Origin of the sequence: Mesorhizobium sp. M0478 (assembly GCF_040321305.1) — a bacterium.
GTDB lineage: Bacteria > Pseudomonadota > Alphaproteobacteria > Rhizobiales > Rhizobiaceae > Mesorhizobium.
In genome coordinates this window covers 207,574-231,820 of the sequence record NZ_JAMYRH010000002.1, presented here as the reverse complement: position 1 = coordinate 231,820, position 24,247 = coordinate 207,574, and the positions used below count along the sequence as shown (strand labels likewise).

The window sequence follows — 24,247 nt, the reverse complement described above, 5'->3', positions numbered from 1 at the left end:
AACCCGGGCGGACGCAAACGTCCGCCTGGGGTGATCTGAAGGCCGAAGCCGTCAGATCACGTAGGATCGGAGAGGCTCGAAGCCGTTGAAGGCGACCGCCGAGTAGGTGGTCGTGTAGGCGCCGGTGCCTTCGATCAGCACATCGTCGCCGATGGTCAGCGACAGAGGCAGCGGATACGGCGTCTTCTCGTACATCACGTCGGCCGAATCGCAGGTCGGGCCGGCGAGCACGCAAGGTGCGGTCTCCGAACCGTCATGGCGGGTGACGATCGGATAGCGGATCGCCTCGTCCATCGTCTCGGCCAGACCGCCGAACTTGCCGATGTCGAGGAACACCCAGCGCACATTGTCGTTTTCGGCCTTCTTCGAGATCAGCACGACTTCCGACTTGATGACGCCGGCATTGCCGACCATGCCGCGACCCGGCTCGATGATGGTCTCAGGGATCGCATTGCCGAAATGCTTGCGCAGCGCCGAGAAGATGGCCTGGCCATAGGCCTGGGCCGCCGGCACGTCACGCAGATAGCGCGTCGGGAAACCGCCGCCCATATTGACCATCTTGAGGACGATGCCTTCATCGGCGAGCGTGGCGAACACCTTCTTGGCGTCGGCCAGCGCACGGTCCCACGCCGTCAGGTCGGTCTGCTGCGAGCCGACATGGAACGACACGCCATAGGCGTCGAGGCCGAGCGTCCTGGCATGGCGCAGCACGTCGACGGCCATCGCCGGCACGCAGCCGAACTTGCGCGACAGCGGCCACTCGGCGCCTTCGCCGTCGGTCAGCACGCGGCAGAACACGCGGGCGCCGGGAGCGACGCGGGCGATCTTGTCGACTTCCTCGACGCAATCGACGGCAAACAGCCGAATGCCGAGCTGGTAGGCGCGTGCAATGTCACGCTCCTTCTTGATGGTGTTGCCGAAGGAGATACGGTCCGCCGGCGCACCGGCGTCCATCGCCATCTCGACCTCGGCAACGGAAGCGGTGTCGAAGGATGAGCCCATCGCAGCAAGCAGGCGCAGGATTTCCGGCGCCGGATTTGCTTTCACCGCATAGTAGATCCGGGAATCGGGCAGCGCCTTTTCGAAGGCGCGAAAATTGTCGCGCACGACATCGAGGTCGACGACGAGGCAGGGGCCGGACGGACGTCGGGTGGCGAGGAAGTCGAGGATGCGCTGAGTGGCCATCGGGGTCTCTCCATTAACGCCTTGCGGCGCGCAATAAGGCTGCGGACGCGGGCTCTCGGCCTCGCGACGCGCGGTCAAACAAAGGCGGGACGGAAATTCATGGAACCAGCCGGTGGAGACCCCGGAACCATGAAACGCCGTCTCGCGGCGGTGAACCTTGGCCTTGCCCGGCCTCGGTTCGCTTTGTCTGCCTTGGCTTGGATGGGAGACCCGTCCGCACTGCCGGCAATGAAGGTGTGCCTCTTCAGTAACCCCGGTCTTTGGACGACCGGCAGAACACCAGAAAGGCCCGCACCGTCGTTGCTTCAAGGTGTCCTCGGGCTGGCGGTTGGCCGCTAGACCGACTGGAGGGGTTAGCTCCAGTTACCTTACCGATTTCCCTCACCATTCGAGGATCGGCGGACACCCACAGGCACGTGCGACTTTGGGCAAGCGCGATATAAGATCGAAAGATTTCACAATCAATAAAAATCGTATCCCAGGTTGTAAAATTTCCGGCATCGAACAATGCTGGGCCTACTGTATACGGATATCGAACGATGCCAGGCACGCATGGCCCGCTCAACGCCTTTCTTGACCTGCGCCGCATGCCGGTCGCCAATGCGGAACTGGGGCCGCTGGCCGGGCTCAGGCTGGCGGTAAAGGACATTTACGACGTCGCCGGCTACCGCACCGGTTGCGGCAATCCGGTGAAGTTCGACGAGGCGCATGCCGCGTCCAGCACGGCACCGGCCGTGCAGATGATTCTCGACGCCGGCGCGCGCTTCATCGGCAAGACGCAGACCGACGAGTTCGCTTTCTCGCTGATGGGCCAGAACGCGCATTTTCCGTTTCCGGTGAACCCGGCCGCTCCCGATCGCGTCACCGGCGGTTCCTCGTCAGGCTCGGCGGCGGCGGTGGCCGGCAAGCTTGCCGATATCGCTACCGGCTCGGACACCGGCGGCTCGATCCGCGCCCCGGCGAGCTTTTGCGGATTGATCGGGCTGCGCACCACGCATGGCCGCATTTCGCTCGAAGGCACGATGAAGCTGGCGCCGAGCTTCGACACATTCGGCTGGTTCGCCGACGACATCGAGACCTATGAGACGATCGGCAAATTGCTGCTCGGCCGCGACCCGCATCCGTATCCGCTCACCCGGCCGCTTTCGATCCGCTGGCTGGACGCTTTCGTGGCCGGCCCCGCTGAGGCAGCCGAATATGCCAGGATGAGAGCGCTGGCCGCCAGTCTTATCGGTGAGCCGGCGCCGGTAGAGTACAGCTTCGCCTCCTTCCCCGACGAGCTCTACTGGTGCTTTCGCCGCCTCCAGGCCGCCGAGGCATGGCAGCAGCATGGCGCCTGGATCATTTCTGGCGAGCGCGATCTCGGGCCGGGCGTCGAGGAGCGCTTTGGTTTTGGCCGCACGATCGACGAAAAGACCGCGCGGGCCGAGGCGGTGCGCCGCCTGACGTTCCGCTCCGAGCTAGCCGCGCTGCTCGGCCAGGACGGGTTTCTTGTCCTGCCCACCGTTCCAGGCCCCGCACCTCTGGTCAAAAGCGAGCCGCAGCAGCTCCAGGCCTACCGCGAAAGGGCCTTGCATCTTTTGTGCCTTTCGGGTCTTTCAGGCTTTCCGCAAATCACCCTGCCGCTGGGCTCGGTTGACGGTGCCCCTTTCGGCCTCTCGCTGCTCGGCCCTCCCGGCAGCGACATTGCCCTGATACGGCTCGGCCGGCGAATTCTCGATGCGGCACGAAAGGCCTGATGATGGATACACTGACCCGCATGCGCGCCTTCATCGACGTCGTCGAGGCCGAAGGCTTTTCGGCGGCCGCGCGCAAGATCGGTCGCTCCAAGGCGCTGCTGTCGAAATATGTGCGCGAACTCGAGGACGAACTCGGCGCGCTGCTGCTCAACCGCACCACGCGGCAGTTCTCGTTGACCGAGGCCGGCCATACCTATTACAGCCGCGCTTCGGAAATCGTGCGCGAGGTCGACAGCCTGGCCGACGCCGTGCGCGAATCCTCCGGCGACGTGCGCGGCAGGATCAAGCTGTCGGCGGCGCGCACCTTCGCCGATGCGCCGATTGGCCAGTCGCTCATCGACTTCGCCAAGCAGCATCCCGACATCGTCCTCGACATCCATCTCGACGACCGCTTTGTCGATCTGGTCGAGGAAGGTTTCGATCTTGCCGTGCGCATCTCGCGGCTGGAGAACTCATCGCTGATCGCCCGCCGCCTGGGGCCGTTTTCGATCAAGCTTTGCGCCTCGCCGGAGCTGATCGCCAAGCACGGCAAGCCGACGCGCCCGCAGGATCTCGCCAACTTGCCCTGCATCGTCGACACCAATGGCCGCTCGCTCGCCAACTGGCGCTTCAGGGGCGATGGCGAGGAGTCAGTCAGCGTCAACGTATCGGGTCCCATCGAGGTCAACAGCCCGATGGCAGCGCGAGCCGCCGCCGTGTCCGGCCTGGGCTTCACCATCCTGCCCGATTTCATCGCCGCCCCCGACCTCGCATCCGGGCTGCTGGTGTCGTTGCTCGACGACCGCATCCAGTCGGGCAGCGGGATTTTCGCCGTCTACCCGCACCGTCGCTATCTGCCGGCCAAGGTCCGTGTCTTCGTCGATTTCCTGGTGCAATGGTTCAAGAACCGCGAGAGCGCTTGAGCCGGTCCTGCCGTGCCGCGGTCCCAATTTCGCCCCGTTTCTGGTAACCTCTCGAAATCTCTCCGAGGCCGATGGAACAGCGACCGAGAATGCATCTGAAACGGCACGCAATCATGCTGGCTTCGGCCCTGGCGACGACTTTTGCCTCCGTCGGAGCGGCTGGCGCGCATCCTCATGTCTTCGCCGAGGCCCGCCTCGACGTGATCCTCTCGCCGGATCACCAAAGTGTGAAAGCGCTGCGTCACCTCTGGCGTTTCGATGATCTGTTTTCGAGTACGGTGATGATGGAGTTCGATAAGAACTCCGACCTGAAGCTTGACGACAAGGAGCTGAAGGATGTCGCCGACACAGTTCATGCCTCGCTGGCCGAATTCAACTATTTCCAGCTCGTCACCGTCGACGGCAAGGACGTGCCTATGACGCCGCCACCGCATCTGATGGCCAATTTTGACAACGACCAGTTGATCATCCTGTTCGAATCCGAACCCAAGGTGCCGATCAAGCTCGCCGGCAAGATCGATTTCGGCGTCTACGATCCAACCTTCTACACAGCGATCGACTTCACCGAGGATAGCAACATCACGGTGGAAGGCCTGCCCTCGAACTGCACCAAGAGCGTCATCCGGCCTGATCCAGACGAGGCGATCAAGGAAAACCAGAAGACCCTGACGGACGCGTTCTTCAACGACCCGACAGGCACCGACATGAGCAAGATCTTCGCCACCAAGCTCGAACTGAATTGCCCGCCAGAAGGATAGATCCGGTGATGAAACCGTCCCTGCGTTTGGCATTCGGCCTTGTGGCCGCTGCCCTGCTGATGACGCACTTTCTCGGGCAGGCCCATGCCCAGAGCTCACTCGGCATCGGTGTCAATGACGGCATGGCGCCCACCACCGGCCCGTTCGCCCACATCCTGATGTGGATCAATCTGCGCCAGCAGGAATTCTACCGCGCATTGGCCACGGCGATGAAAGCAATGCGCGAGGACGGCAGCAAGATGTGGCTGCTGATCGGCCTGTCCTTCGCCTACGGCATTTTCCACGCCGCCGGCCCCGGCCACGGCAAGGCGGTGATCTCGTCCTACATGGTGGCCAATGAAGTGGCGCTCAGGCGCGGTATCCTGCTGTCCTTCGTCTCGGCGCTGCTGCAGGGCCTGACCGCGATCCTGGTGATGCTGCTTGCCTATTTCGTCCTGCGCGGCACCGCCATCTCGATGACCGACGCAGCCTGGTTCATGGAGATCATGAGCTATGTCTTCGTCACTTTGTTCGGCGCCTGGCTGCTGTGGCGCAAGCTCGGGCCTACGGTCCTGCGCTGGTTCGGCAAGGCGCCCGCCTACAGCCTGTCGGCAGCCCACGCCGGTCATTCCCATGGCGGCCATTCGCATGCCGCTCACAGCCACGCGGCGCATGCGCATTCGCATGCCTTGCATGTGCATCACGACCATTCGCATGATCATCACGATCACGCTGCGCACGACCACGACACACACGATCATTCCCATCACGACCACGCCCATCACGATCACGCCGCTCACCATCACCCAGCCGGCGAGGTCTGCGACACATGCGGCCATTCGCATGCGCCCGATCCGGCGCTGCTGTCGGGCGATCGCTTCGACTGGCGCACGGCCTGGTCGGCAGTAGCCGCCGTCGGCATCCGTCCCTGCTCCGGCGCGCTGATTGTGCTCAGCTTCGCGCTGCTCAACGGCCTGTGGCTCGGCGGCCTGCTCTCGGTGCTGGCGATGTCGATCGGCACCGCCATCACAGTCTCGGCGCTGGCGACGATCGCGGTGACAGCCAAGAACTGGGCGGTCTATTTCGCCGGCGATGGCCGCATGGGCAACCGCATCCACACAGTCGTCGAAATCGGCGGCGCCGCCTTCGTCTTCCTGTTCGGGCTGTTGCTGTTGTCGGCGAGCCTGTCCGGAGCTGTGTGACCTCGGCGGGTCAGGCCTGACCCGCGATATCTCCGCCCAACTCATCCTCGATATGAGCGCGGATGATTTCATCGAAACTGTTTTCGGCGCTGAAGCCGAGGTCCCTTGCACGGCGCGCCTCGAAGCGCGTCGGCCAGCCCTTGACGATCGCCCAGATCGTTTCGTCGGGCTCCTCACGGATCAGGCTCGCCACCTCGGCGCCTGCAGTGCGCTCCAGCGCCTCGATCTGCTCGCCGACGGTGACGGCAACGCCGGGCATGGTGAGGTTGCGGCGCGGCCCGACAGCGGCACCGTCGAGCCCAGCGGCATGGATCAGGAAGTTCACCGCCGAACGCGGGCTGGCATGGGTATGCAGCACCGAACGCGGCACCGGCAGGATCGCCTCCTGCCCGGCGAGCGGCTCGCGGATGATGCCGGAGAAAAAGCCCGAAGCCGCCTTGTTCGGCTTGCCCGGCCGCACACAGATGGTCGGCAGCCTTATGCCGATGCCGTCGAAGAAGCCGCGCCTGGAATAGTCGGCCAGCAGCGCTTCGCTCATCTGCTTCTGCGTGCCGTAGGAGGTCAGCGGCGTCGGGTGGAAATCGTCCGGGATCACATCCGGGAATGGCGCGCCGAACACCGCGATCGACGAGGTGAAGACCAGACGCGGCGAAAAGCCCGCCAGCCGCACGGCGTCGAACAGCGCCCGTGTGCCGTCGAGATTGACGCGGTAGCCGAGATCGAAATTGGCTTCCGCCTCACCCGACACGATGCCGGCGAGATGGAACATGACGTCGGGGCGTGAGGCGACCAGGCTCTCGGCAGCACCGGCGTCGGCAAGGTCGCCGGTATGCGTGGCGATGCTGACGCCGTCCATCGCCGGCGCCTGCGGCGGCACGATGTCGTGCAGGTCGAGCCCGGTGATCTTGCGGCCGTTGAGCGTGCCGTCCTTGGCCAGCCGGTCGACAAGTTTGCGGCCGACCATGCCGGCGGCGCCAGTAATCAGGATGCGCATTTCAAAGCCTCTTATTTGCCCTTGTTCTGGCTGCGGCCCCGCAACCAGAACACCAGAAAGAATGCCAGCACGAAGGCGATGCCGACGATGCCGGCAAGTACGGTCGAGACATTGCCGACGGCCAGCATCACGGTCGGCAGATAAAACGCCGCGATGCCGAACAGCAGCATGATCCAGGCTGCGGCAATCAGCGCGTTTCGCGTGTCGCGATCCATCATGCCGTCCCGCCACAGCGGGAACTCGTCAACTCGGATGCCAATGCCATGAAATTCCCTGTCAGTGATAATGGCCGTGATGCGGTGGCGCACCATGGTCGTGGTCATGATCGTGCTCGTCATGGCTGTCGGCGCACTGGCCGAATTCCGGTTCGACCGTCGCGTGGCTGATGCCGTGTTCGGCGGCGAGCCGCTTCTTGATGGCGCTGACCGCCTGGTGCGGATCGACGCCATCGTTGAGGCAGGCATGCAGCGTCGCCATGTTGCTCGACCCGTCCAGCGACCAGACATGCATATGGTGCACCTCGCGCACGCCCTTGATCGTACCGGCAATATCCTTTGCGATGAGATCGCGGTCGAGCCTTGCCGGCACGCCTTCGAGCAGCACATGGGCGGCTTCGCGCATTAGCGACCATGCGGTGGACAGGATCAGCAGGGAGACCAGCACCGACAGGATCGGATCGATCGGCGTCCAGCCGGTGGCCAGGATGACCAGCGCCGCCACGATCGCCGCCGCCGAACCGAGCAGGTCGCCCAGCACATGCAGGATGGCGCCGCGCATGTTGAGGCTGTCGTGGTCGCCGCCATGCAGCACGAAGAACGAGGCGAAGTTTACCAGAAGGCCGGCGATCGCCACCACCAGCATCGGCCCGCCCAGCACCGGCGCCGGCGTCATCAGCCGGCCCCAGGCTTCGTAGACGATCCACAGCGCAATGGCGAAGATGGCAATGCCGTTGGTGTAGGCAACCAGCGTCTTGACTCGGCCGAAGCCGTAGGTGAGGCGCACCGTCGCCGGCCGCCCGCCAAGATGGAAGGCGTACCAGGCAAGGCCAAGCGCAATCGAGTCGGCGAGCATGTGGCCGGCGTCGGCCAGCAGCGCCAGCGATCCCGTCAAAAGGCCGCCAAGCCCTTCGGCCACCATGAAGCCGGCGGTCAGGCAGGCTGCGATCAGCACACGCTTCTTGTCGGTCGAGCCATGCACGTGGCCGGCGCCATGCCCAGCATGCGAACCATGATCATGGCTGTGCGCCATCGAAAAAAACTCCTGTTACGCGCCGAACTCGGCGCGGAAATCCTCGAGCCGCCGCTTCTGCCGGCCTTCGCCATCGAAATTGGCAGGATCGAGCCATGCCTCATAGGCTTTGCGCAGCGCCGGCCATTCCTTGTCGATGATCGAGTACCATGCCGTATCGCGGTTTTCACCCTTGACCACAAGATGCTGGCGGAAAATGCCCTCGAACTTGAAGCCGAACCGTTCCGCCGCGCGCTTCGAAGGGTCGTTGCGGTTGTTGCATTTCCACTCGTAGCGGCGATAGCCCAGCCCGTCGAAAATGTACTTCATGAACAGGAACTGCGCCTCGGTCGCTGCCGGCTTGCGCGAGATCAGTGGCCCCCAATAGATGTTGCCGATCTCGATGACGCCATAGGCGGGATCGATGCGCATCAGCGTCTGTCGCCCGGCGACCTTGCCGCTGGCCTTGTCGATGACGGCGAAGAACAGCGGATCCTCGCTCGCCTCGACCTTGTCTAGCCATGGCTGGAAATCGGCGCGGGTTTGCGGCGGGTGGTCGGGCAGCCAGGCAAAGCGTCCATCGATGTCGGGCACCGACGACGCCTCGTACAACCCATCGCCATGCTTTTCGGCGCTCAGCGGTTCGAGCCGGACATAGCGGCCGTCAATGGGCTTGCGCTCGGGCCGCGGACGCGCTTGCCAATCTTTGAGATTTTCCGACACGCAAAACTCCAATCCGTTTGACTTTTGTGAGCAGACGCTCACAAAAACGCGACCTAACAGCAAGAACCACACGGACGGGAAAAATGCTCCACACGATTTCGGCCTTCGAGCGCCTCGGCGAGGAAAACGCCTTTGCCGTGCTGGCGAGGGCGACGGCGCTGGCTCAACAGGGCCGCGACATCGTCAATCTCGGCATCGGCCAGCCCGACTTCAAAACGCCGCAGCACATTGTCGACGCCGCGATCAAGGCGCTGCGCGACGGCCACCATGGCTACACCCCGGCAAATGGCCTGCTGGCGACGCGCGAAGCGGTGGTGCGGCGCACGCTGACCACCACCGGCGTCGAAGTCTCGCCCGAGAATGTAATGATCCTGCCCGGCGGCAAGCCGACCATGTTCGCGGCCATCTTGATGTTCGGCGAACCCGGCGCCGAGATCCTCTATCCAGACCCAGGCTTTCCGATCTACCGCTCGATGATCGAGTTCACCGGCGCCGCGCCCATTCCGGTGCCGATCCGCGAGGAGAACGGCTTTGCCTTCTCGGCAGAAGAGACGCTGGCGCTGATCACGTCGAAGACCAGACTGCTAATCCTCAACTCACCGGCCAACCCGACCGGCGGCGTCACGCCGCGCGCCGAGATCGAGAAGCTGGTGAAGGGACTGCAAGCGCATCCGCAGGTCGCTATCCTCTCCGACGAAATCTACGACGTCATGACCTATGACGGCGAGACGCATTTTTCGCTGCTCAATTTTCCGGAAATTCGCGACCGGCTGATCGTGCTCAACGGCTGGTCGAAGACATGGGCGATGACCGGCTGGCGCATGGGCTGGTCGATCTGGCCGAATGGCGACAAGGGCGGGCATCTCTACGACAAGGTCCGCAAGCTGGCGGTCAATTGCTGGTCCTGCGTCAACGCGCCGAGCCAGTTCGCCGGCATCGCCGCCATCGACGGCCCGCAGGACGATGTCGACAAGATGATGCGCGCCTTCGACAACCGCAGGAAGATCGTGGTCGAGGGGCTGAACGCGCTGCCCGGCGTCTCCTGCATCACGCCCAAGGGCGCATTCTATGCCTTCCCGAATGTTTCGAAGACCGGCTGGAAGGCCAAGAAGCTCGCCTCGGCACTGCTCGAGGAGGCCGGCGTGGCGCTGATCGGCGGCCCCGATTTCGGCATTCTCGGCGAAGGCTACATCAGGCTTTCCTACGCCAATTCCGAAGAGAACATCTTGCACGCGCTGGAGCGGATCGAGGCGTTTTTGAAGAAGTAGGCCTTCGGCTGTTCACCCACGCCCCACGAACGGCATCTTGGTCGCCATCACCGTCATGAACAGCACGTTGGCGTCGAGCGGCAGGCTGGCCATGTGGACGACGGCGTCGGCGACGCGCTGGACGTCCATCACCGCTTCGGCGGCGATGGTGCCATTGGCCTGCGGCACGCCGACCGTCATTGCGTGCGCCATATCGGTCAGCGCGTTGCCTATATCGATCTGGCCGCAGGCGATATCATAGGGCCGGCCGTCGAGCGCCAGCGTCTTGGTCAGCCCCGATATGGCGTGCTTGGTCGCGGTGTAGGGCACCGAGCCCGGCCGTGGCGCATAGGCCGACACCGAGCCATTGTTGATGATGCGGCCGCCCATCGGCTTTTGCTTGCGCATGGCGCCGAAGGCGGCGCGGGCGCACAGGAAGGATCCGGTGAGATTGACGCCGACAATATCGTTCCAAACCTCGACCGATATCTCGTCGATCGGCGTCGACTTGTAGCTCATGCCGGCATTGTTGAAGAGCAGGTCGACGCGGCCGAAGGCTGCGGCCACCGTCTCGAACAGATCATCGACTTCGCCGGCCTTGCTGATGTCGCAGGCAACCGCCAGCGCCTTGGCGTCCGTTTTCCCGGCTTCGGTAATGGCGGCATCGAGCACCGCTTTGCGGCGGCCGCAAAACACCGTGTTCCAGCCCGCCTTCACCAGTGCCGTGGCGACGCTCTTGCCGATGCCGGTGCCGGCGCCGGTGACGATGGCGGTTTTCTCTGGGAAGGCTGTCATGGATTTTGCTCCTGCGCGCCGCGCATCCCGGCACAGATCGGGGTGCATCCGAATGCACCGACCCATCGCAAATGAAGGCGATCATGGCAAGTCGGACACTAATGCATGTCGCTCAAAAGTGGCCCCGGTTCTGAGAGAACGACATGCATCAGGACAAAAACATGAAGCGCCACGCGCTTTATGTGATCGGTCCGACAAAAAGGGCGGTCATTGGCGACCGCCCCCTGATCTGAACCGGGCTTGGGAGGAGGAAAAGCCGATCCGACTGACTAAAATCATGCGCTTCCTCGGTAAACGAGCAGTTAACGCTTTTCCCGCCGCGGCTGCGTTGTCTACCAGCGCGGGTTCGGCGCCGTGCCTGACGGAACCGGCACCTTGGCCGCCGACACCGTCGCCTCGACATGATCGACGAGCGCATCCGGCAGGCCGAGCCGGCCGGCGAGCAGGTCGAGATAGCCGCGTTCGGCGCGCGTATCGGGGTCGATCGTCAGTCGCGACGCCGTGTAGAGCTCGAGCCTCTGCTCATCGGTCTTGGCGCCTGCGACCAGCGTATCGAGGTCGAGCGGGCTATCCAGCTCGGCCATCAGAAACTTTTCCGCTTCCGTGCCGATGCCGGCCAGACTGAGCTTGCCGGCGATCTTTTGGCGTTCCGCGTCATCGACATGGCCATCGGCTTTGGCCGCCGAGATCATCGCCCGCACCAGGGTCAGCGTGAACTCGTCCTCCCCCTGTGGCGCCTGTGAAGGATGAAAGCCGGTGTCGGCGGGCGGCGGCAGCAATTCCGGCTGGCCGGCCGCCGGCGCCTGCTCGGGTGCATTGCCGGCCTTGTAATTCTGGTAGGCCTTGTAGGCGAGACCGCCGATCGCAGCCAGTCCGCCGAGCTTCACGGCCGTGCCGGTGACCTGCCGTCCCGTGCCGGTTCCAAGCAGCACCGCGGCCAGCGCACCGGCGGCCAGCGGATTGTCCTTGGCCATCTGCACAGCCTGCCCGGCCTTGTCGCGAACGGTGCCGGTTGTGCCGGGAACTTGCGAGCCGAGCAGATCGTCGAGAAGCTTCTTGGGGTCGAACATGGTGCCTCCAGAAAAGGGCCCGCACCAACGTGGACGGGCAGGTTTTGGACGTTGCAGACGTAGGTCCCGCACACTGACATTACAATGACGGAGGCGCGCTTTGCTATCGGCGCCGGCAATGCCGCAAATCGGTGATCCGTGTGTCGATACCGGTCTCGGCTTGCGCTAATGTCGCCGCCGCATTGCCGAGGGAGGAACCTTGCTGTGACCGATCAACCTGGCCGGGAACCGGCGCGCGATCCGCAGGATCTGGAACGTTTGTTGATCGACCGGCAATGGGCGGGAGACATTGAGGGCATGGTAGCGCTGTTCGAACCCGATGCCGTCATCGACACCGGAGCAGCCGAATTGACGCGTGGCCATGAGGCGATCCGCGCTTTGTTCGAAGCCTTTGCCGCGAGCTGGCGAAAATTCCAGCGCGGCGAGCAGCGCCCGGCGGCCATTAACGGCGACCTCGCGTTGACGTCGACCAGGCTTGCCGACGGCTCGATAACCTCAGAGGTCGCGCGCCGGCAGGCCGACGGCACATGGCTGTGGGTGATCGACCGCTATTCTGTCGTGTGGTGATCCAGTCAGGGCGTCGGCGGCACTTAACTGCCGATATGTCCCCTGCCCTGCGCCTGCGCAAGTTCGACCTGGCGCTGGCGCTCGGCATAGCGGGTGCGATCCTCATCCGAGCGTGCCTCGTAGCAATGCGGGCATGACACGCCGGTGGAAAAATGCGGCGACAGCCGGTTCTCCGGCGTCAGCGGATGCCGGCAGGCGCGGCAGAGTTCGGCCTCGCCTTCGGTCAACCCATGCGACACCGAGACCCGCTCGTCGAAGACGAAACACTCGCCCTGCCACAGGCTGTCTTCGGCCGGCACCTCTTCAAGATATCTGAGGATGCCGCCCTTGAGATGGAACACATCCTCGAAGCCTAGCGACTTCACATAGGCCGTCGCCTTTTCGCAGCGGATGCCGCCGGTGCAGAACATCGCAACCTTGCGGCCGTCGAGTTGGTCGCGGTGTTTTTCCACCCAGGCCGGGAATTCGCGAAAGCTCGACGTGCGCGGGTCCACCGCGCCCTCGAACGTGCCGATCGACACTTCGTACGCGTTGCGTGTGTCGATGACGATGGTGCCGGGGTCCGAGATCAGCGCGTTCCAGTCGGCCGGCGCGACATAGGTCCCCGCACCCGTCGCCGGGTCGAGGTCTTCGACGCCCATGGTGACGATCTCGCGCTTCAGCCGCACTTTCATGCGATGGAACGGCATTTCGGCGGCAGTGCTGTATTTGACCTCGAGATCGGCAAGACCCTCGATGGCCTCGAGATAAGCGATCAGGTCGGCTATGTCGGTTTCGCTGCCGGCGACCGTGCCGTTAATGCCCTCCTGCGCCAGAAGCAGCGTGCCCTTGATGCCGCGCCCGCAGGAGAAGGCGGCAAGCGGCGTGCGCAAGACCCGCAGCGCGTCGAAGTCGCCCAGCCTCGCAAATTTGTAGAGCGCGGCGACGCGCACGGGTTCATGGTTGGTCATCGCCAAGCCACTAGACCGTGGTCAAAGCGGATTCAAGGCAGAGCTAAAGACACTTCGTCGGTATTCGCCCGCAGGCTCGTTGGCCGACATATGACATCGCGGCAGGCCGGGTTTCGTGGACTCGGAATCGGCCTTCTGCTAATCGGTTGAAATCACCTAGGGAGAGACAAGCCAATGCTCAGCAAGACCGAAACGCTCCTGTCGCTGCTCAATGGCCAGCCGGTCATTCCGGTGCTGAAGATCGCCAATGTCGCGGACGCCGTCCCGCTCGCCCGGGCGCTGGCCGCCGGCGGCCTGCCGGCAATCGAGATCACGTTGAGAACCGCCGATGCGCTGGAAGCGATCCGCCGCGTCGCCGGTGAGGTCGAGGGCGCCATTGTCGGCGCCGGCACAATTCTCGATGCCAAGCAGTTCGACGAGGCAGCGGCCGCTGGCTCGAAATTCATCGTCAGCCCCGGCATCACGCGAGAGTTGCTGGCGGCGGCCAAGGACAGCGACGTTCCCTTGCTGCCCGGCGCCATCACGCCCGGCGAGATCATGGCTGCCCGCGAGGCCGGCCTGCGGTTCCTGAAATTCTTCCCGGCCGAACAATCCGGCGGCATCGCCTCGCTGAAGGCCTTTGCCTCGCCGCTGGCCGACGTGAAATTCTGCCCGACCGGCGGCATCTCGGCCAAGAACGCGGCCGACTATCTCAGCCTGTCCAACGTTATCTGCGTCGGCGGCTCGTGGGTGGCGCCGGACGAGTTGGTCAAGGCCGGCAAGTGGGATGAGATCGAGGCGCTCGCACAGACCGCGAGCAAGCTCGGAAAATAACCTCCGCTACTTTATCTTTGCGCAATCCCAAGGGAAGCGCTCCGCGCTTTCCCGGGAAAATCACAGTGTTCCCGGAACTGCACTCGGCACAAAAACCCGCCAGCTGCGCCGCCGGGTTTGCTACGCGTTGAGATTTTGGTTCCCGCTCATGGGCTCGAACCACGATTCACGCCTTCAAAGGGCGCTGTCCTACCATTAGACGAAGCGGGAATGCAGTTTGGTGGTTAGCATTCTGTGGCGATGGAAGCCAGTGCTCGATATCTCGCTAGAAGCAAAAGCCGCACGGCTTGCCCAGCGCGGCTTCGATTTCGATATTGACCGGGTCACGCCCTACTTCGTCTGGAAGCGGGCGACCGAAAGGAATTTTACGGCATTGCCGGTGAAGCGGTTGGCATCGGCCATCTGGTTGTCCGCCTGGAAGCCTGCGGTGTAGACCTCGCTCGGCGGCGTATGCACGATGTTGTAGGCATAGCGCGGCGCTGTCGTCGGGCTGGAAACGGTGGCGATGTTGTCGCCGCTGCTCAGCGCCCAGCGCGCCGCCTGCGGTTCGGCTGCCACCACCACTGCCTTCGGTCCTGGCTTCAGGTCGCGGGCCGAAGCCCTGGCTTCCTTGCGTGTCGTCTTGACGCCGGCGCCGATCACCGAGGCTGGATCGGTACCGGCGGGACGGGCAGCAATAGCACCGCGCGGCGATGCGGCATCGACACCTGACGGATCGTTGAACGCCGAGCGAGGCTCGAGCGACGCAACCTGATAGTCGTCGGTAGCACCGGCTGTATCGGCGGCGCTGGCCTGTTCGAGAACCGCCTTGACCTCGTCCGGACGCTGCGACGGCAGCACCGAGAACGCGTCGGTTGCGGTCTGCTTGTGGGCAGCCGTATCGGCCAGCGCCAGCAGAACGCCCTTGTCCTGCGGCGCAAGCTCAGCCGGCGGCGAAGAGCGGTCGGGACGCCAGGTCGGCAACGGGACGTTGACCGCGACCTGCGCCGGAGCGGCAGCTTGATCGGCCCCCTGGTCGGCATTGCTCGCATCGGCCGTGCCGAACGGCACATTGGCCGGCGCCTGCGCCGTCGCCACCGTCTGTTCGGTAGTGGCATCGGCCACGCCGAACGGCACGGTCTCAGGTTGTTGCGCGCCGACATCAGCCTTCGGCCGCGGTGCGAAAGCGGGCAGCGGCACTTCCTTGGCGGGCAGCGCGGCGATGATCGTCTCCGGCGTGTCCTGCGGCTCCGAATCGTCAGCGCTGTCGTCGGCAAGCTGCGGAATGTTGGCGCGCTTGGCGTTCTGCGGCGACACGATCGCGATGCCAGGCAGATTGCTGTTGTTGTTGCTCGTGGCAGCCAGCACCGGCTTCACGCTTCTCGGCGGCGGCGCGGCGGTAGCGACATCGGCGCTGTCGTCGGCTTCGTCTTCGCCGCCACCGCCAAAGAAAGCGGACAGGAAGCCACCGGATTTCTTGGTGCTGCCGCCTGCGCTGGCCATCATGATGGCAGGAGAACCGGCGCCCTTGCGTGCCTTGTAGGAGGCGAGCGCTTGGTCATAACCCGGCAACGGCCTGCCGTCGCTCGGCACATGCAGCGTCTTGCCATTGGGGAACAGGCTGACCAGTTCCTGGCGGCTGATGCCTGGCCAATGCCGCACATTGCCGACGTCCATGTGGACGAAGGGCGAACCCGACGACGGATAGTAGCCGACGCCGCCGCCCTGCATCTTCAGGCCGATGTTGCGCAGCTTTTTCAGCGGCACACCCGGAATGTAGAAGTCCATCGCCTTGCCCAGCATATGCTGGCTTTCCTTGGCGACACCGCGGCTGCGGCTGCGCAGCATCGAATTGGTCGACGGCGAGCGATAGCCGCAAACGACCTGGATGTAGTCGGTGGCGCCGGCCTGCCGGTAAGCTTCCCACACCAGATCGAGCAGGCGCGGATCCATCTTGGTCGGTTCGTTGCGACGCCAGTCGCGCAGGATGATGTTGATCTTCCTGAGGCCTGCCGGATCGTAGCGGCCATTGCGCTTGTAGACGATCTCGGCCTTTTCGTGCGTGTGGAGGTGATAGAGCTTGAGCGAGCGCGTTTCAGCGCTGGCGCCGGCAGCAGTTGCGGCGAGGAAAGCGAACGCAACGATCAACGCTGCCAGCCATCTCGGCCAGACGCCCATGTGATCGCGCCGCCCGTTTCTGTGTCGTTCGACTTTGTTCAAATCAAAAGGCCTTGCAGGCTGCCGTTTGTCCCCGGATTTGTCCAAACGGATGCGTGGTTCTCACATCCGAATATCGATCCTAATGGTTAATCATCGCTTATTGAAGCCGAAATGCGGTAACACCGTGGCGATATCCCGTCAAAAATAATACACAGGATTTCTTGGTAAACTGCTGGTTTAGATCAAGATTCAGCCTTTTCCCGCTACACGATCTGTTACCGCTGGCCTTAATGCGTGAACAACGGCGTCGCATCAGCCATATTCCCGCCCCAACCCCTTATGCAGCGCCGGATGTGGCATGGCAAGCTGGTCCCGGCGTTGCGTTGGCAAGCTGTGGAATTCGGCGTTCAGGAGGCAAGGCGGTCGAGGCGGCCGGTTTCCGGGTCGATGCCGTATTCCTTGAGCTTGCGGTAGAGCGTCGAGCGGCCGATGCCGAGACGCCGTGCGACCTCGCTCATCTGGCCGTTGTAATGGTCGATGGCGAGCTTGATCATTTCGAGTTCGACATCGGCCAGCGCACGCACATTGCCACGCTCGTCCAGCGCCCTCAATGTGCCGAAACGCTGAAGCAACCTGGCCGGAGGGGCGAGCTCGGCAGCTGCAGTACCGGCGTCATCAGTCTGCGCGCCATCGCCTTGCGATCCGGTGCTCAAGGCCATGCCGGGGTCCGACAAGGACGCATCGGCGTCGAGATTGACGGTGCCGTCGACCTGTGCCCGGATCTGCGGAAATTCGTCAGTCGTGAGCACATCGCCTTCGGCAAGCACCGAGGCCCTGAACACGGCGTTTTCCAGCTGCCTGATGTTTCCCGGCCAATCATAGGCCTGCAGCATGGCCAGTGCGGCATCCGAGATGCCGTGCAGGCGATTGCCCGCCGGCGCCACCTTGTCCATGAAATGCTTGACCAGATAGGGGATGTCGTCGCGGCGGTCGCGCAGCGGCGGCACGACGATCGGGTAAACGTTGAGCCGGTAGAACAGGTCCTCGCGAAACTTGCCGTCCTTGACCTGCTGCAGAAGGTTGCGGTGCGTGGCCGAGATCAGCCTGATGTCGACCCTGACGGTGGAACGGCCGCCGACCGGATCGACCTCGCCATCCTGCACGGCGCGCAACAGCTTGACCTGCACGTCGAGCGGCAGGTCGCCGATCTCATCCAGGAACAGGGTGCCCGAATGCGCCTCGACGAACTTGCCGGTGTGCTTTTCGGTGGCGCCGGTGAACGAACCTTTTTCGTGACCGAACAGGATCGATTCGACCAGATTGTCGGGGATGGCGCCGCAATTGACGGTGACGAACGGCTTTGTGCGGCGTTCGCCGCTGCCCTGGATGGCGCGCGCCACCAATTCCTTGCCGACGCCCGATTCGCCCTCGATCAGGATCGGGATGTTGGAGGCCGCAGCCTTCTGGCCGAGGCGGATCACCCGGTCCATCGCCGGGCTGTGCGTGATCATGTCCTTGAAGGTCAGGTGGCCGCCGCGACGCCGCGACGTGCGCTTGACCTCGTCCTCGACCGCCTCGACCTTGAGCGCGTTGCCGACCGCGGTCTGCAGCCGGTCGGGAGACGCCGGCTTGACGACAAAATCGAAAGCGCCGTGGCGCATCGCCGAAACCACCGTTTCGATGCCGCCCTGCGCAGTCTGCACGATGACGGGAACAGTGATGCCGCGCTCGCGCATCGCCTTCAGCACGCCGATGCCGTCGAGGCCCGGCATGACAAGGTCGAGGATGACTGCCGAAATATCCCTCGCATTGGGTCCGTCAAGCGCGCTCAGACCGGCCTCGCCGCCATCGGCAACGATGGCGCTGTGGCCGAATTTCGTCACCGCCGCCTCGAGCAGCCGGCGCTGCACGGGATCGTCATCGACTATAAGAATGGAACCTGTCATGACTGATTTGAGTTGCCCGCCTGGGAAATTCCCATGGATCATCTTGGCACAGGGTTCTAAACAAGGTTTCAAAAAACCCGGTGAACGAATTCCTTAGGATTTGACCGGCTTGTCCTTTCCCCTTGATTCCAGAAGGTAATTGTTGATGAGCAGGATTCTCGGTCGGCAGCTTGCGGCGGTAGCGTCCGGTCAGGGCGCGGCGGAACTCGGCGACCTGCCGGAATGGAATCTCGCCGACCTCTATTCCGGCATGGAAGCACCCGAACTGAAGCGCGACCTTGCCAAGGCGGCGGCCGATGCCGTCGCCTTCGAGAACCGCTGGAAGGGCACGCTGGCTGCGGAGGCCGAGCGCGGCAGCGCCGGCAGGCTTGGCGAGGCGCTGACAGCCTATGAGGCGCTGGAGGAACTGATCGGCCGCATCGTCTCCTATGCCGGCCTGATCTATGCCGGCAACACCGCCGATCCGCAGCGCGCAAAGCTCTATGGCGACATCCAGGAGAAGATGACCGACGCCAGCGCGCATCTTTTGTTCTTCGCGCTGGAGCTGAACCTGATCGACGACAAGGCGCTCGAAGCAGCCCTCGCCGCCGACGCCGGCTTTGCCCATTACCGCCCCTGGGTGCTCGACCTCAGAATGGACAAGCCCTACCAGCTCGAGGACCGGGTCGAGCAGCTGTTCCATGAGAAATCGATCACCGGACGCGGTGCCTGGAACCGGCTGTTCGACGAGACGATGACCGATCTGCGCTTCGACATAGACGGCGAGGAACTGACGCTGGAGCCGGCGCTGAACCGCCTCCAGGACGCCGATGGGGAGGTCCGCCGCCGCGCCTCCGAAGCGCTGGCCACAAGCTTCCGCAAGAGCCTGCGCACCTTCACGCTGATCACCAACACGCTGGCCAAGGACAAGGAGATTTCCGACCGCTGGCGCGGCTTCGAGGACATCGCCGACTCACGCCATCTCGCCAACCGTGTCGAGCGCAGCGTGGTCGACGCGCTGGCATCGGCCGTGCGCGAGGCCTATCCGCGCCTGTCTCATCGCTACTACGCGATGAAGGCGCGCTGGCTGGGCATGGAGGTGATGAACCACTGGGACCGCAACGCGCCCTTGCCCGAAACGCCGCAAGCGGTGATTCCTTGGGATGATGCCAGGAACACTGTGCTATCGGCCTATCAGCGCTTTTCCCCCGACATGGCGCAGATCGCCCGCACCTTCTTCGACCGCAACTGGATCGACGCGCCGGTCAGGCCCGGCAAATCGCCCGGCGCCTTCGCCCATCCGACCGTGCCTTCGGCGCACCCTTACGTGCTGCTCAACTACATGGGCAAGCCGCGCGATGTGATGACACTGGCGCATGAACTCGGCCACGGCGTGCATCAGGTGCTGGCCGGCGGCCAGGGCGCGCTGATGGCTTCGACGCCGCTGACTTTGGCCGAGACGGCCTCGGTGTTCGGCGAGATGCTGACCTTCCGTTCGCTGCTCGACCAGACCACCGACAAGCGCGAGCGCAAGGCGATGCTCGCCCAGAAGGTCGAGGACATGATCAACACGGTCGTGCGCCAGATCGCCTTCTACGAGTTCGAACGCAAGGTGCATGCAGAGCGCAAGAACGGCGAACTGACCTCCGACAAGCTCGGCCAGTTCTGGCTCGAGGTGCAGGCCGAAAGCCTGGGGCCGGCGATCAAGCTGCGCGAGGGCTATGAGGTCTTCTGGACCTACATCCCGCACTTCGTCCACTCCCCCTTCTACGTCTACGCCTATGCCTTTGGCGACTGCCTGGTGAACTCGCTCTACGCGGTCTACCAGAACGCCGAGCATGGCTTCCAGGATAAGTATTTCGAGATGTTGCGCGCCGGCGGCACCAAGCATCACTCGGAGCTTCTCGCGCCCTTCGGCCTCGACGCCACCGACCCCGCCTTCTGGCAGATCGGGCTTGGCGTGATCGGCGGCCTGATCGACGAGTTGGAAGCGCTCGACAGTTAATGCGCGCACCCATTGGACCGATGGCGCAGAGTGGCAGGTTCAGCAGCGGCCTCGACTTTGCAGAATCGCAGAACAGTTTAGCCGGAATGCATGTGACGGCAGCTCTGTTCTTGTTCTAAATACCTGTTCTTGAATAACTCTCCGGCGAAAATTCCGTTAGCTTTCCCGAAGCCGTATGATAGCTTTCCGACTGAAGCTCAGCCGGGCGCGCGGCTTAAGGCCGGACAGTATCCCGGCCCATGGCAGCGGTCTGACGAATGCGACAGCGACGGTTGGCAATGGGCGGAAAGCCGAACGCCGACACTCGACGACAGACCGGCTGTTCCCTGAGCCGCCGAACCACATTGGATGATCCGATCTGCCAAGGTCATGACTTGGGACGGCGGCGGACGGATCCGACTGGAGAGAGACGATGACCTTCTTTTACATTGTCCTGGCGTTCCTTGTAGGTGTGTTGGTTGGCTGGTTTATCTGGGGCCGGCTGCGCGGCGAACTCGACAGCCTGCGCGGCGATCTCGACCGCACCCGCAGCGAGCGTGACAGACTGCGCGCCGACGCCGATCGCCTGACTGGCGAACTCGACGCCTGCGGCAAGACCCGCGCCGATCTCGAACGCCGGCTGCGTGAAGCATCAGCTCCATCCGCCAAGCCTTCAAGTTCGGCGCCGGCCGCGCTGGTATCGACAGCGGCAACGGCCAAGTCCGCCCCGGCCGCGAAACCGACCCCCGCCAAACCCGCCGCGGCCAAACCAGCTGCGGCCAAATCCGCGGCCGCAAAACCAGCGGCCAGCAAACCTGCCGCCGCCAAGGCCGCGCCCAAAGCCGCGGCTTCAAAGCCCGCCGCCGTCCCGAAGAAGGCCGCCCCGGCAGCTGGAAAGGCCGACAATCTGCGTCGCCTGCTCGGTATCGGCCCGGTCAACGACAAACTGCTCAAGGGCCTTGGCGTCACGACCTACGCGCAGATCGCCGGCTGGACCGCGGCCGACGTCAAGCGCATCGAGGACACGCTGAATTTCGACGGCCGCATCGCTCGCGAAAAGTGGGTCGAGCAGGCCAAGCTGCTTGCCGCCGGCGACGAAAAGGAGTTCGCACGACAATTCCCGAGCGCCGGGACCGCCAACAACAGCTGATCTGTCATCGGCAACATAACCAGAAGGCGGCGCTCTCGGGCGCCGTCTTTGTTTTTGCATTCGCCACTGTCTTTGCGCCCTGCGACGCCGCTCCCTCGATTGCACGCCGCCCGGCCCCCATATAGAGCGGTTCTGGCGTCATCGACCGCAGTACCCGAGCCCCATGCCCCTGCCCTCTGCCATTTTCCGCAACGATGAAAGCGGCCGTCAGTTGGTCTTCGACCACCCGGCCGACATCATCATTGCCTATGATACCAAGGATTTTCTGCCGGCGCTGGCGGCTGCGCAGGCGGCGAGCGATGCCGGCAAATGGCTGGCCGGCTATTTCTCCTACGAAGCGGGCTATCTGCTCGAACCGAAACTCGTGCCGCTGCTGCCTGAAGGCCGGCGCGCGCCATTGGTTTGTCTGGGTGTCTTCGATGCTCCGGCCGAAGAGGCCGTGCCGCGCAACGATGCGCCGGCCACCAATGGCCCCATCTTCGACGCCAGGGCCAGTTGGTCCGCTCAGGACTACGCCAAACGCTTCGCGCGCCTTCACGACCACATCCGCAAGGGCGACTGCTACCAAGGCAACCTGACCTTTCCGGTCCGTGCCCAATGGTCGGGCGATCCGGTTGCTGCCTTCGACGCACTGACAGGACGCCAGCCGGTCAAGTATGGCGCGCTGATTTCGCTCGGCGATCCCATCGTCTTGTCGCGTTCGCCCGAGCTGTTCTTCGAGATCAATGCCGAAGGCATGATCGAAACCCATCCGATGAAGGGTACCGCACCGCGCGGCGCGACCAAGGCCGAGGACGCGCGGTTGAAGTCCTTCTTGCGCAGCGACGAAAAGAACCAGGCCGAGAACCGGATGATCGTCGATCTCCTGCGCAATGACATCTCGCTGATCAGCGAGGTCGGCACGCTGGAAGTGCCGGAACTGTTCCGCATCGAGAGCTACCCGACCGTCCATCAGATGGTGAGCCGTGTGCGGGCGAAGCTTCTGCCTGATCTCGGCATCCGCCAAATCTTTGGCGCGCTGTTTCCCTGTGGCTCGATCACCGGCGCGCCGAAAATCCGCGCGATGGAAATCCTGCACGAGCTGGAAGACACACCGCGCGACGTCTATTGCGGCGCCATCGGCTGGATCGCGCCTGGCGGCATGATGCGCTTTTCGGTGGCGATCCGCACTATATCGCTCTTTTCCAGTGGCGAGGCCGTTTACAATGTCGGCGGCGGCGTCGTCTTCGATTCGACGGCGCAAGAGGAGTATCAGGAGTGTCTGCTGAAGGCGCGCTTCGCGACGGGGACACCGCCGATTTCGAGCTGATCGAGACCATGCGCTGGGAGCCCGGCCAGGGCTTTCTGCGCTTCGAACGCCATCTCGCGCGCCTTTACGGCTCGGCGGAAGAACTCGGCTTTGCCTGCGATCCGCAGCGGATCGGCGAGGTGCTGGCGAATACTATCGGGGCGCAGCAAAAGGCGCTGCGCACCCGGCTCGTCCTGCAGCGCAATGGCGAAGTGACCGCCTCGGTCCAGCCCTATGAGCCGTTCGCCGCCGACAAGGTCTGGCGGCTGCAGCTGGCACGGGTGCGGCTCTCCTCCACCGACACGCTGCTGCGCCACAAGACCGGCCGGCGGCAAGTCTACACTCACGCCCGCTCCGAATATCTGATCACCCAGGCCGACGAAGTGTTGCTCGCAAATGAGCGCAGTGAAATCTGCGAAGGCACCATCACCAACGTCTTCGCCGATTTCGGTGATGGCATGCTGATGACACCCAGGCTCGACTGCGGCCTGCTGCCTGGCGTATTGCGCGCCGAGCTGCTGGACGAAGGGCGCGCCCAGGAGGCGATCTACAGCTATGACGAGTTGAAATCCGCCAAAACACTGTTCGTCGGCAATTCTCTGCGCGGCTTGATCCCGGCAACATTGGCCTGATACGAAGCGGCTGCGAGAATAACCGCCGGCATTGGACACTTTCTAGCGAAGCATGAATTCTCGTCAGCCCACGCACACGCCCTATGATGGCTCCTCAAAGCTCTTCACCATCGGGCTGAAGCCGCTCGAACTCGACAAGTGGATCGAGGTCGACCGGTATCTCTTCGACCATCTCGCCGAAAAGCGCCGGCTGTATGCCGAAATTCCCGACAAGGTGTTTGTCGAGGAAGACGGCACGCGCGACGCCCAGCGCGAAGTGCGCGGCCTCATCGAAGCACATCTGCTGTCGACATTTCCCGGGATGTACCGGCGCACCAATGCCGGGGTTGAGGTCATTGGCGCCAAAGCCGACTCTGACGCCACCTTCCCCGATGCCCCGCTGGTCGCAGCGTCGCTGCTCGTCCAGGAAGACCTGATCCTGATGCGCCGTGACGACACCGGCTGGCGGCTCGCCGCCGGCTCGCTGTGTTTCCCGTCATCCTGGTCGCTGGTCGAAAAATTCGGCCGGCCGCTGCAGCAGATCCACGCACCGGTGCCGGGCTTCGGTCCGGGCACCAGGCCGGCCGAGCTCATCAACCGCATGTTCGACGGCCTGCAGGGTCAGGCTGTCGAACGCTTCAACTGGTCGATCCAGGCCGACGACGCGCTCTATCATCCGCTCTCCAATGTCGAGCGCATCGACCGCGCCACCAACCGCCCCTCGCGATTTCCCGACGGCGACGTCAACGCCCACGCCTTCATCCGCGTCGAGCGCCAGACGCTGCGCAAGCTCCCCGTCTCGCGCGACATCCTGTTCACCATCCGCATCCATCTCGACCCGCTGAAAGTGCTGGCGCGGCATCCCGACCGGGCAACGCTTGCCGCCTCTTTCGCGGCGCAATTGCAGGCGCTGGATGAGGCTCAACTCGACTACAAGGGGATGACATCAGACCGTGACCGGCTGGTGCAACGCCTGCAAACCATGGCTCAGGAGTGACG

At 63.7% G+C, this 24,247-nt stretch carries 22 protein-coding genes and 1 tRNA gene; 12 read left to right on the top strand and 11 right to left on the bottom strand.

Translation table 11 applies throughout. From position 1 onward, the window contains the following. Window positions 1-51 precede the first annotated feature (51 nt). Complete coding sequence (gene odc2, locus NKI64_RS05490) at window positions 52-1,185, bottom strand: ornithine/lysine decarboxylase (protein ID WP_023671923.1); 1,134 nt, start codon at window positions 1,183-1,185, stop codon at window positions 52-54. 539 nt (window positions 1,186-1,724) lie between these two features. Here odc2 and NKI64_RS05485 point away from each other — a divergent pair. The 4 genes from NKI64_RS05485 (at window position 1,725) to NKI64_RS05470 (ending at window position 5,765) form a co-directional block, all read left to right on the top strand. After that, window positions 1,725-2,924, top strand: coding sequence for an amidase (locus tag NKI64_RS05485; protein WP_023737662.1), 1,200 nt, complete (start codon window positions 1,725-1,727; stop codon window positions 2,922-2,924). Window positions 2,925-2,926: 2 nt separating this feature from the next. Beyond that, on the top strand, window positions 2,927-3,826 hold the full coding sequence (locus NKI64_RS05480; RefSeq protein ID WP_023671925.1) for a LysR family transcriptional regulator: 900 nt from the start codon (window positions 2,927-2,929) through the stop codon (window positions 3,824-3,826). Window positions 3,827-3,915: 89 nt separating this feature from the next. Further along, window positions 3,916-4,584: a DUF1007 family protein gene (locus NKI64_RS05475; protein ID WP_023671926.1), complete on the top strand. Its 669-nt coding sequence runs from the start codon at window positions 3,916-3,918 to the stop codon at window positions 4,582-4,584. Window positions 4,585-4,592: 8 nt separating this feature from the next. Next, entirely contained in the window at window positions 4,593-5,765 is a 1,173-nt protein-coding gene (locus tag NKI64_RS05470; protein ID WP_502901370.1) for a nickel/cobalt transporter, read from the top strand. 10 nt (window positions 5,766-5,775) lie between these two features. On the opposite strand, the gene denD is transcribed toward NKI64_RS05470, so the two are convergent. The 4 genes from denD to NKI64_RS05450 are packed head-to-tail and all read right to left on the bottom strand — an operon-like array spanning window position 5,776 to window position 8,709. Then, window positions 5,776-6,759, bottom strand: coding sequence for a D-erythronate dehydrogenase (gene denD, locus NKI64_RS05465; protein ID WP_352666888.1), 984 nt, complete (start codon window positions 6,757-6,759; stop codon window positions 5,776-5,778). Window positions 6,760-6,770: 11 nt separating this feature from the next. Further along, window positions 6,771-6,977 (bottom strand): hypothetical protein, encoded by a 207-nt coding sequence (locus tag NKI64_RS05460; protein WP_023686390.1) that lies wholly within the window; start codon window positions 6,975-6,977, stop codon window positions 6,771-6,773. Window positions 6,978-7,035: 58 nt separating this feature from the next. Beyond that, window positions 7,036-8,007 carry a cation diffusion facilitator family transporter gene (locus NKI64_RS05455; RefSeq protein ID WP_023737657.1) on the bottom strand — a complete coding sequence of 324 codons (972 nt, stop codon included), beginning with the start codon at window positions 8,005-8,007 and terminating at the stop codon, window positions 7,036-7,038. Window positions 8,008-8,022: 15 nt separating this feature from the next. Next, on the bottom strand, window positions 8,023-8,709 hold the full coding sequence (locus NKI64_RS05450) for a GNAT family N-acetyltransferase (protein WP_023737656.1): 687 nt from the start codon (window positions 8,707-8,709) through the stop codon (window positions 8,023-8,025). 83 nt (window positions 8,710-8,792) lie between these two features. Between NKI64_RS05450 and NKI64_RS05445 the strand changes: the two genes are divergently transcribed. Beyond that, on the top strand, window positions 8,793-9,977 hold the full coding sequence (locus NKI64_RS05445; RefSeq protein WP_352666885.1) for a pyridoxal phosphate-dependent aminotransferase: 1,185 nt from the start codon (window positions 8,793-8,795) through the stop codon (window positions 9,975-9,977). Window positions 9,978-9,989: 12 nt separating this feature from the next. On the opposite strand, the gene NKI64_RS05440 is transcribed toward NKI64_RS05445, so the two are convergent. Beyond that, entirely contained in the window at window positions 9,990-10,751 is a 762-nt protein-coding gene (locus NKI64_RS05440; protein WP_352666883.1) for an SDR family oxidoreductase, read from the bottom strand. Between the two features lie 332 nt (window positions 10,752-11,083). Then, on the bottom strand, window positions 11,084-11,821 hold the full coding sequence (locus NKI64_RS05435; RefSeq protein WP_023671935.1) for a tellurite resistance TerB family protein: 738 nt from the start codon (window positions 11,819-11,821) through the stop codon (window positions 11,084-11,086). Between the two features lie 204 nt (window positions 11,822-12,025). On the opposite strand from NKI64_RS05435, the gene NKI64_RS05430 reads away from it, so the two are divergent. After that, entirely contained in the window at window positions 12,026-12,388 is a 363-nt protein-coding gene (locus tag NKI64_RS05430) for a YybH family protein (RefSeq protein WP_352510390.1), read from the top strand. 23 nt (window positions 12,389-12,411) lie between these two features. On the opposite strand, the gene trhO is transcribed toward NKI64_RS05430, so the two are convergent. Next, on the bottom strand, window positions 12,412-13,338 hold the full coding sequence (gene trhO / locus NKI64_RS05425) for an oxygen-dependent tRNA uridine(34) hydroxylase TrhO (protein WP_352666880.1): 927 nt from the start codon (window positions 13,336-13,338) through the stop codon (window positions 12,412-12,414). 174 nt (window positions 13,339-13,512) lie between these two features. On the opposite strand from trhO, the gene NKI64_RS05420 reads away from it, so the two are divergent. Beyond that, window positions 13,513-14,151 (top strand): 2-dehydro-3-deoxy-phosphogluconate aldolase, encoded by a 639-nt coding sequence (locus NKI64_RS05420; RefSeq protein WP_023701045.1) that lies wholly within the window; start codon window positions 13,513-13,515, stop codon window positions 14,149-14,151. A 136-nt stretch (window positions 14,152-14,287) separates the two neighbouring features. Here the strand turns inward: NKI64_RS05420 and NKI64_RS05415 are convergent. The 3 genes from NKI64_RS05415 to NKI64_RS05405 all read right to left on the bottom strand — a co-directional run bounded on the left by NKI64_RS05415 (window position 14,288) and on the right by NKI64_RS05405 (window position 18,236). Then, window positions 14,288-14,361: transfer RNA gene (locus tag NKI64_RS05415), tRNA-Gln, on the bottom strand. Between the two features lie 120 nt (window positions 14,362-14,481). Then, window positions 14,482-16,308: a peptidoglycan L,D-endopeptidase MepK gene (gene mepK / locus NKI64_RS05410; RefSeq protein WP_023728404.1), complete on the bottom strand. Its 1,827-nt coding sequence runs from the start codon at window positions 16,306-16,308 to the stop codon at window positions 14,482-14,484. 389 nt (window positions 16,309-16,697) lie between these two features. Beyond that, complete coding sequence (locus NKI64_RS05405; protein ID WP_023671940.1) at window positions 16,698-18,236, bottom strand: sigma-54-dependent transcriptional regulator; 1,539 nt, start codon at window positions 18,234-18,236, stop codon at window positions 16,698-16,700. 145 nt (window positions 18,237-18,381) lie between these two features. Between NKI64_RS05405 and NKI64_RS05400 the strand changes: the two genes are divergently transcribed. From NKI64_RS05400 to NKI64_RS05380, 5 genes are all read left to right on the top strand, one after another. Further along, window positions 18,382-20,220 (top strand): M3 family oligoendopeptidase, encoded by a 1,839-nt coding sequence (locus NKI64_RS05400; protein ID WP_352666877.1) that lies wholly within the window; start codon window positions 18,382-18,384, stop codon window positions 20,218-20,220. A 412-nt stretch (window positions 20,221-20,632) separates the two neighbouring features. Further along, entirely contained in the window at window positions 20,633-21,349 is a 717-nt protein-coding gene (locus NKI64_RS05395; RefSeq protein WP_352666874.1) for a helix-hairpin-helix domain-containing protein, read from the top strand. A 163-nt stretch (window positions 21,350-21,512) separates the two neighbouring features. Further along, a complete protein-coding gene (locus NKI64_RS05390) occupies window positions 21,513-22,658 on the top strand; it encodes an aminodeoxychorismate synthase component I (RefSeq protein ID WP_352666871.1) in 1,146 nt (381 codons plus the stop codon). Beyond that, a complete protein-coding gene (locus NKI64_RS05385; protein ID WP_031199162.1) occupies window positions 22,607-23,269 on the top strand; it encodes an aminotransferase class IV family protein in 663 nt (220 codons plus the stop codon). Before NKI64_RS05390 ends, NKI64_RS05385 begins: the two co-directional genes overlap by 52 nt. Before the next feature lie 52 nt (window positions 23,270-23,321). Beyond that, window positions 23,322-24,245, top strand: a complete 924-nt coding sequence (locus NKI64_RS05380) for a heme-dependent oxidative N-demethylase family protein (protein WP_023814612.1) — start codon at window positions 23,322-23,324, stop codon at window positions 24,243-24,245. The last annotated feature ends 2 nt before the right edge of the window (window positions 24,246-24,247 follow it).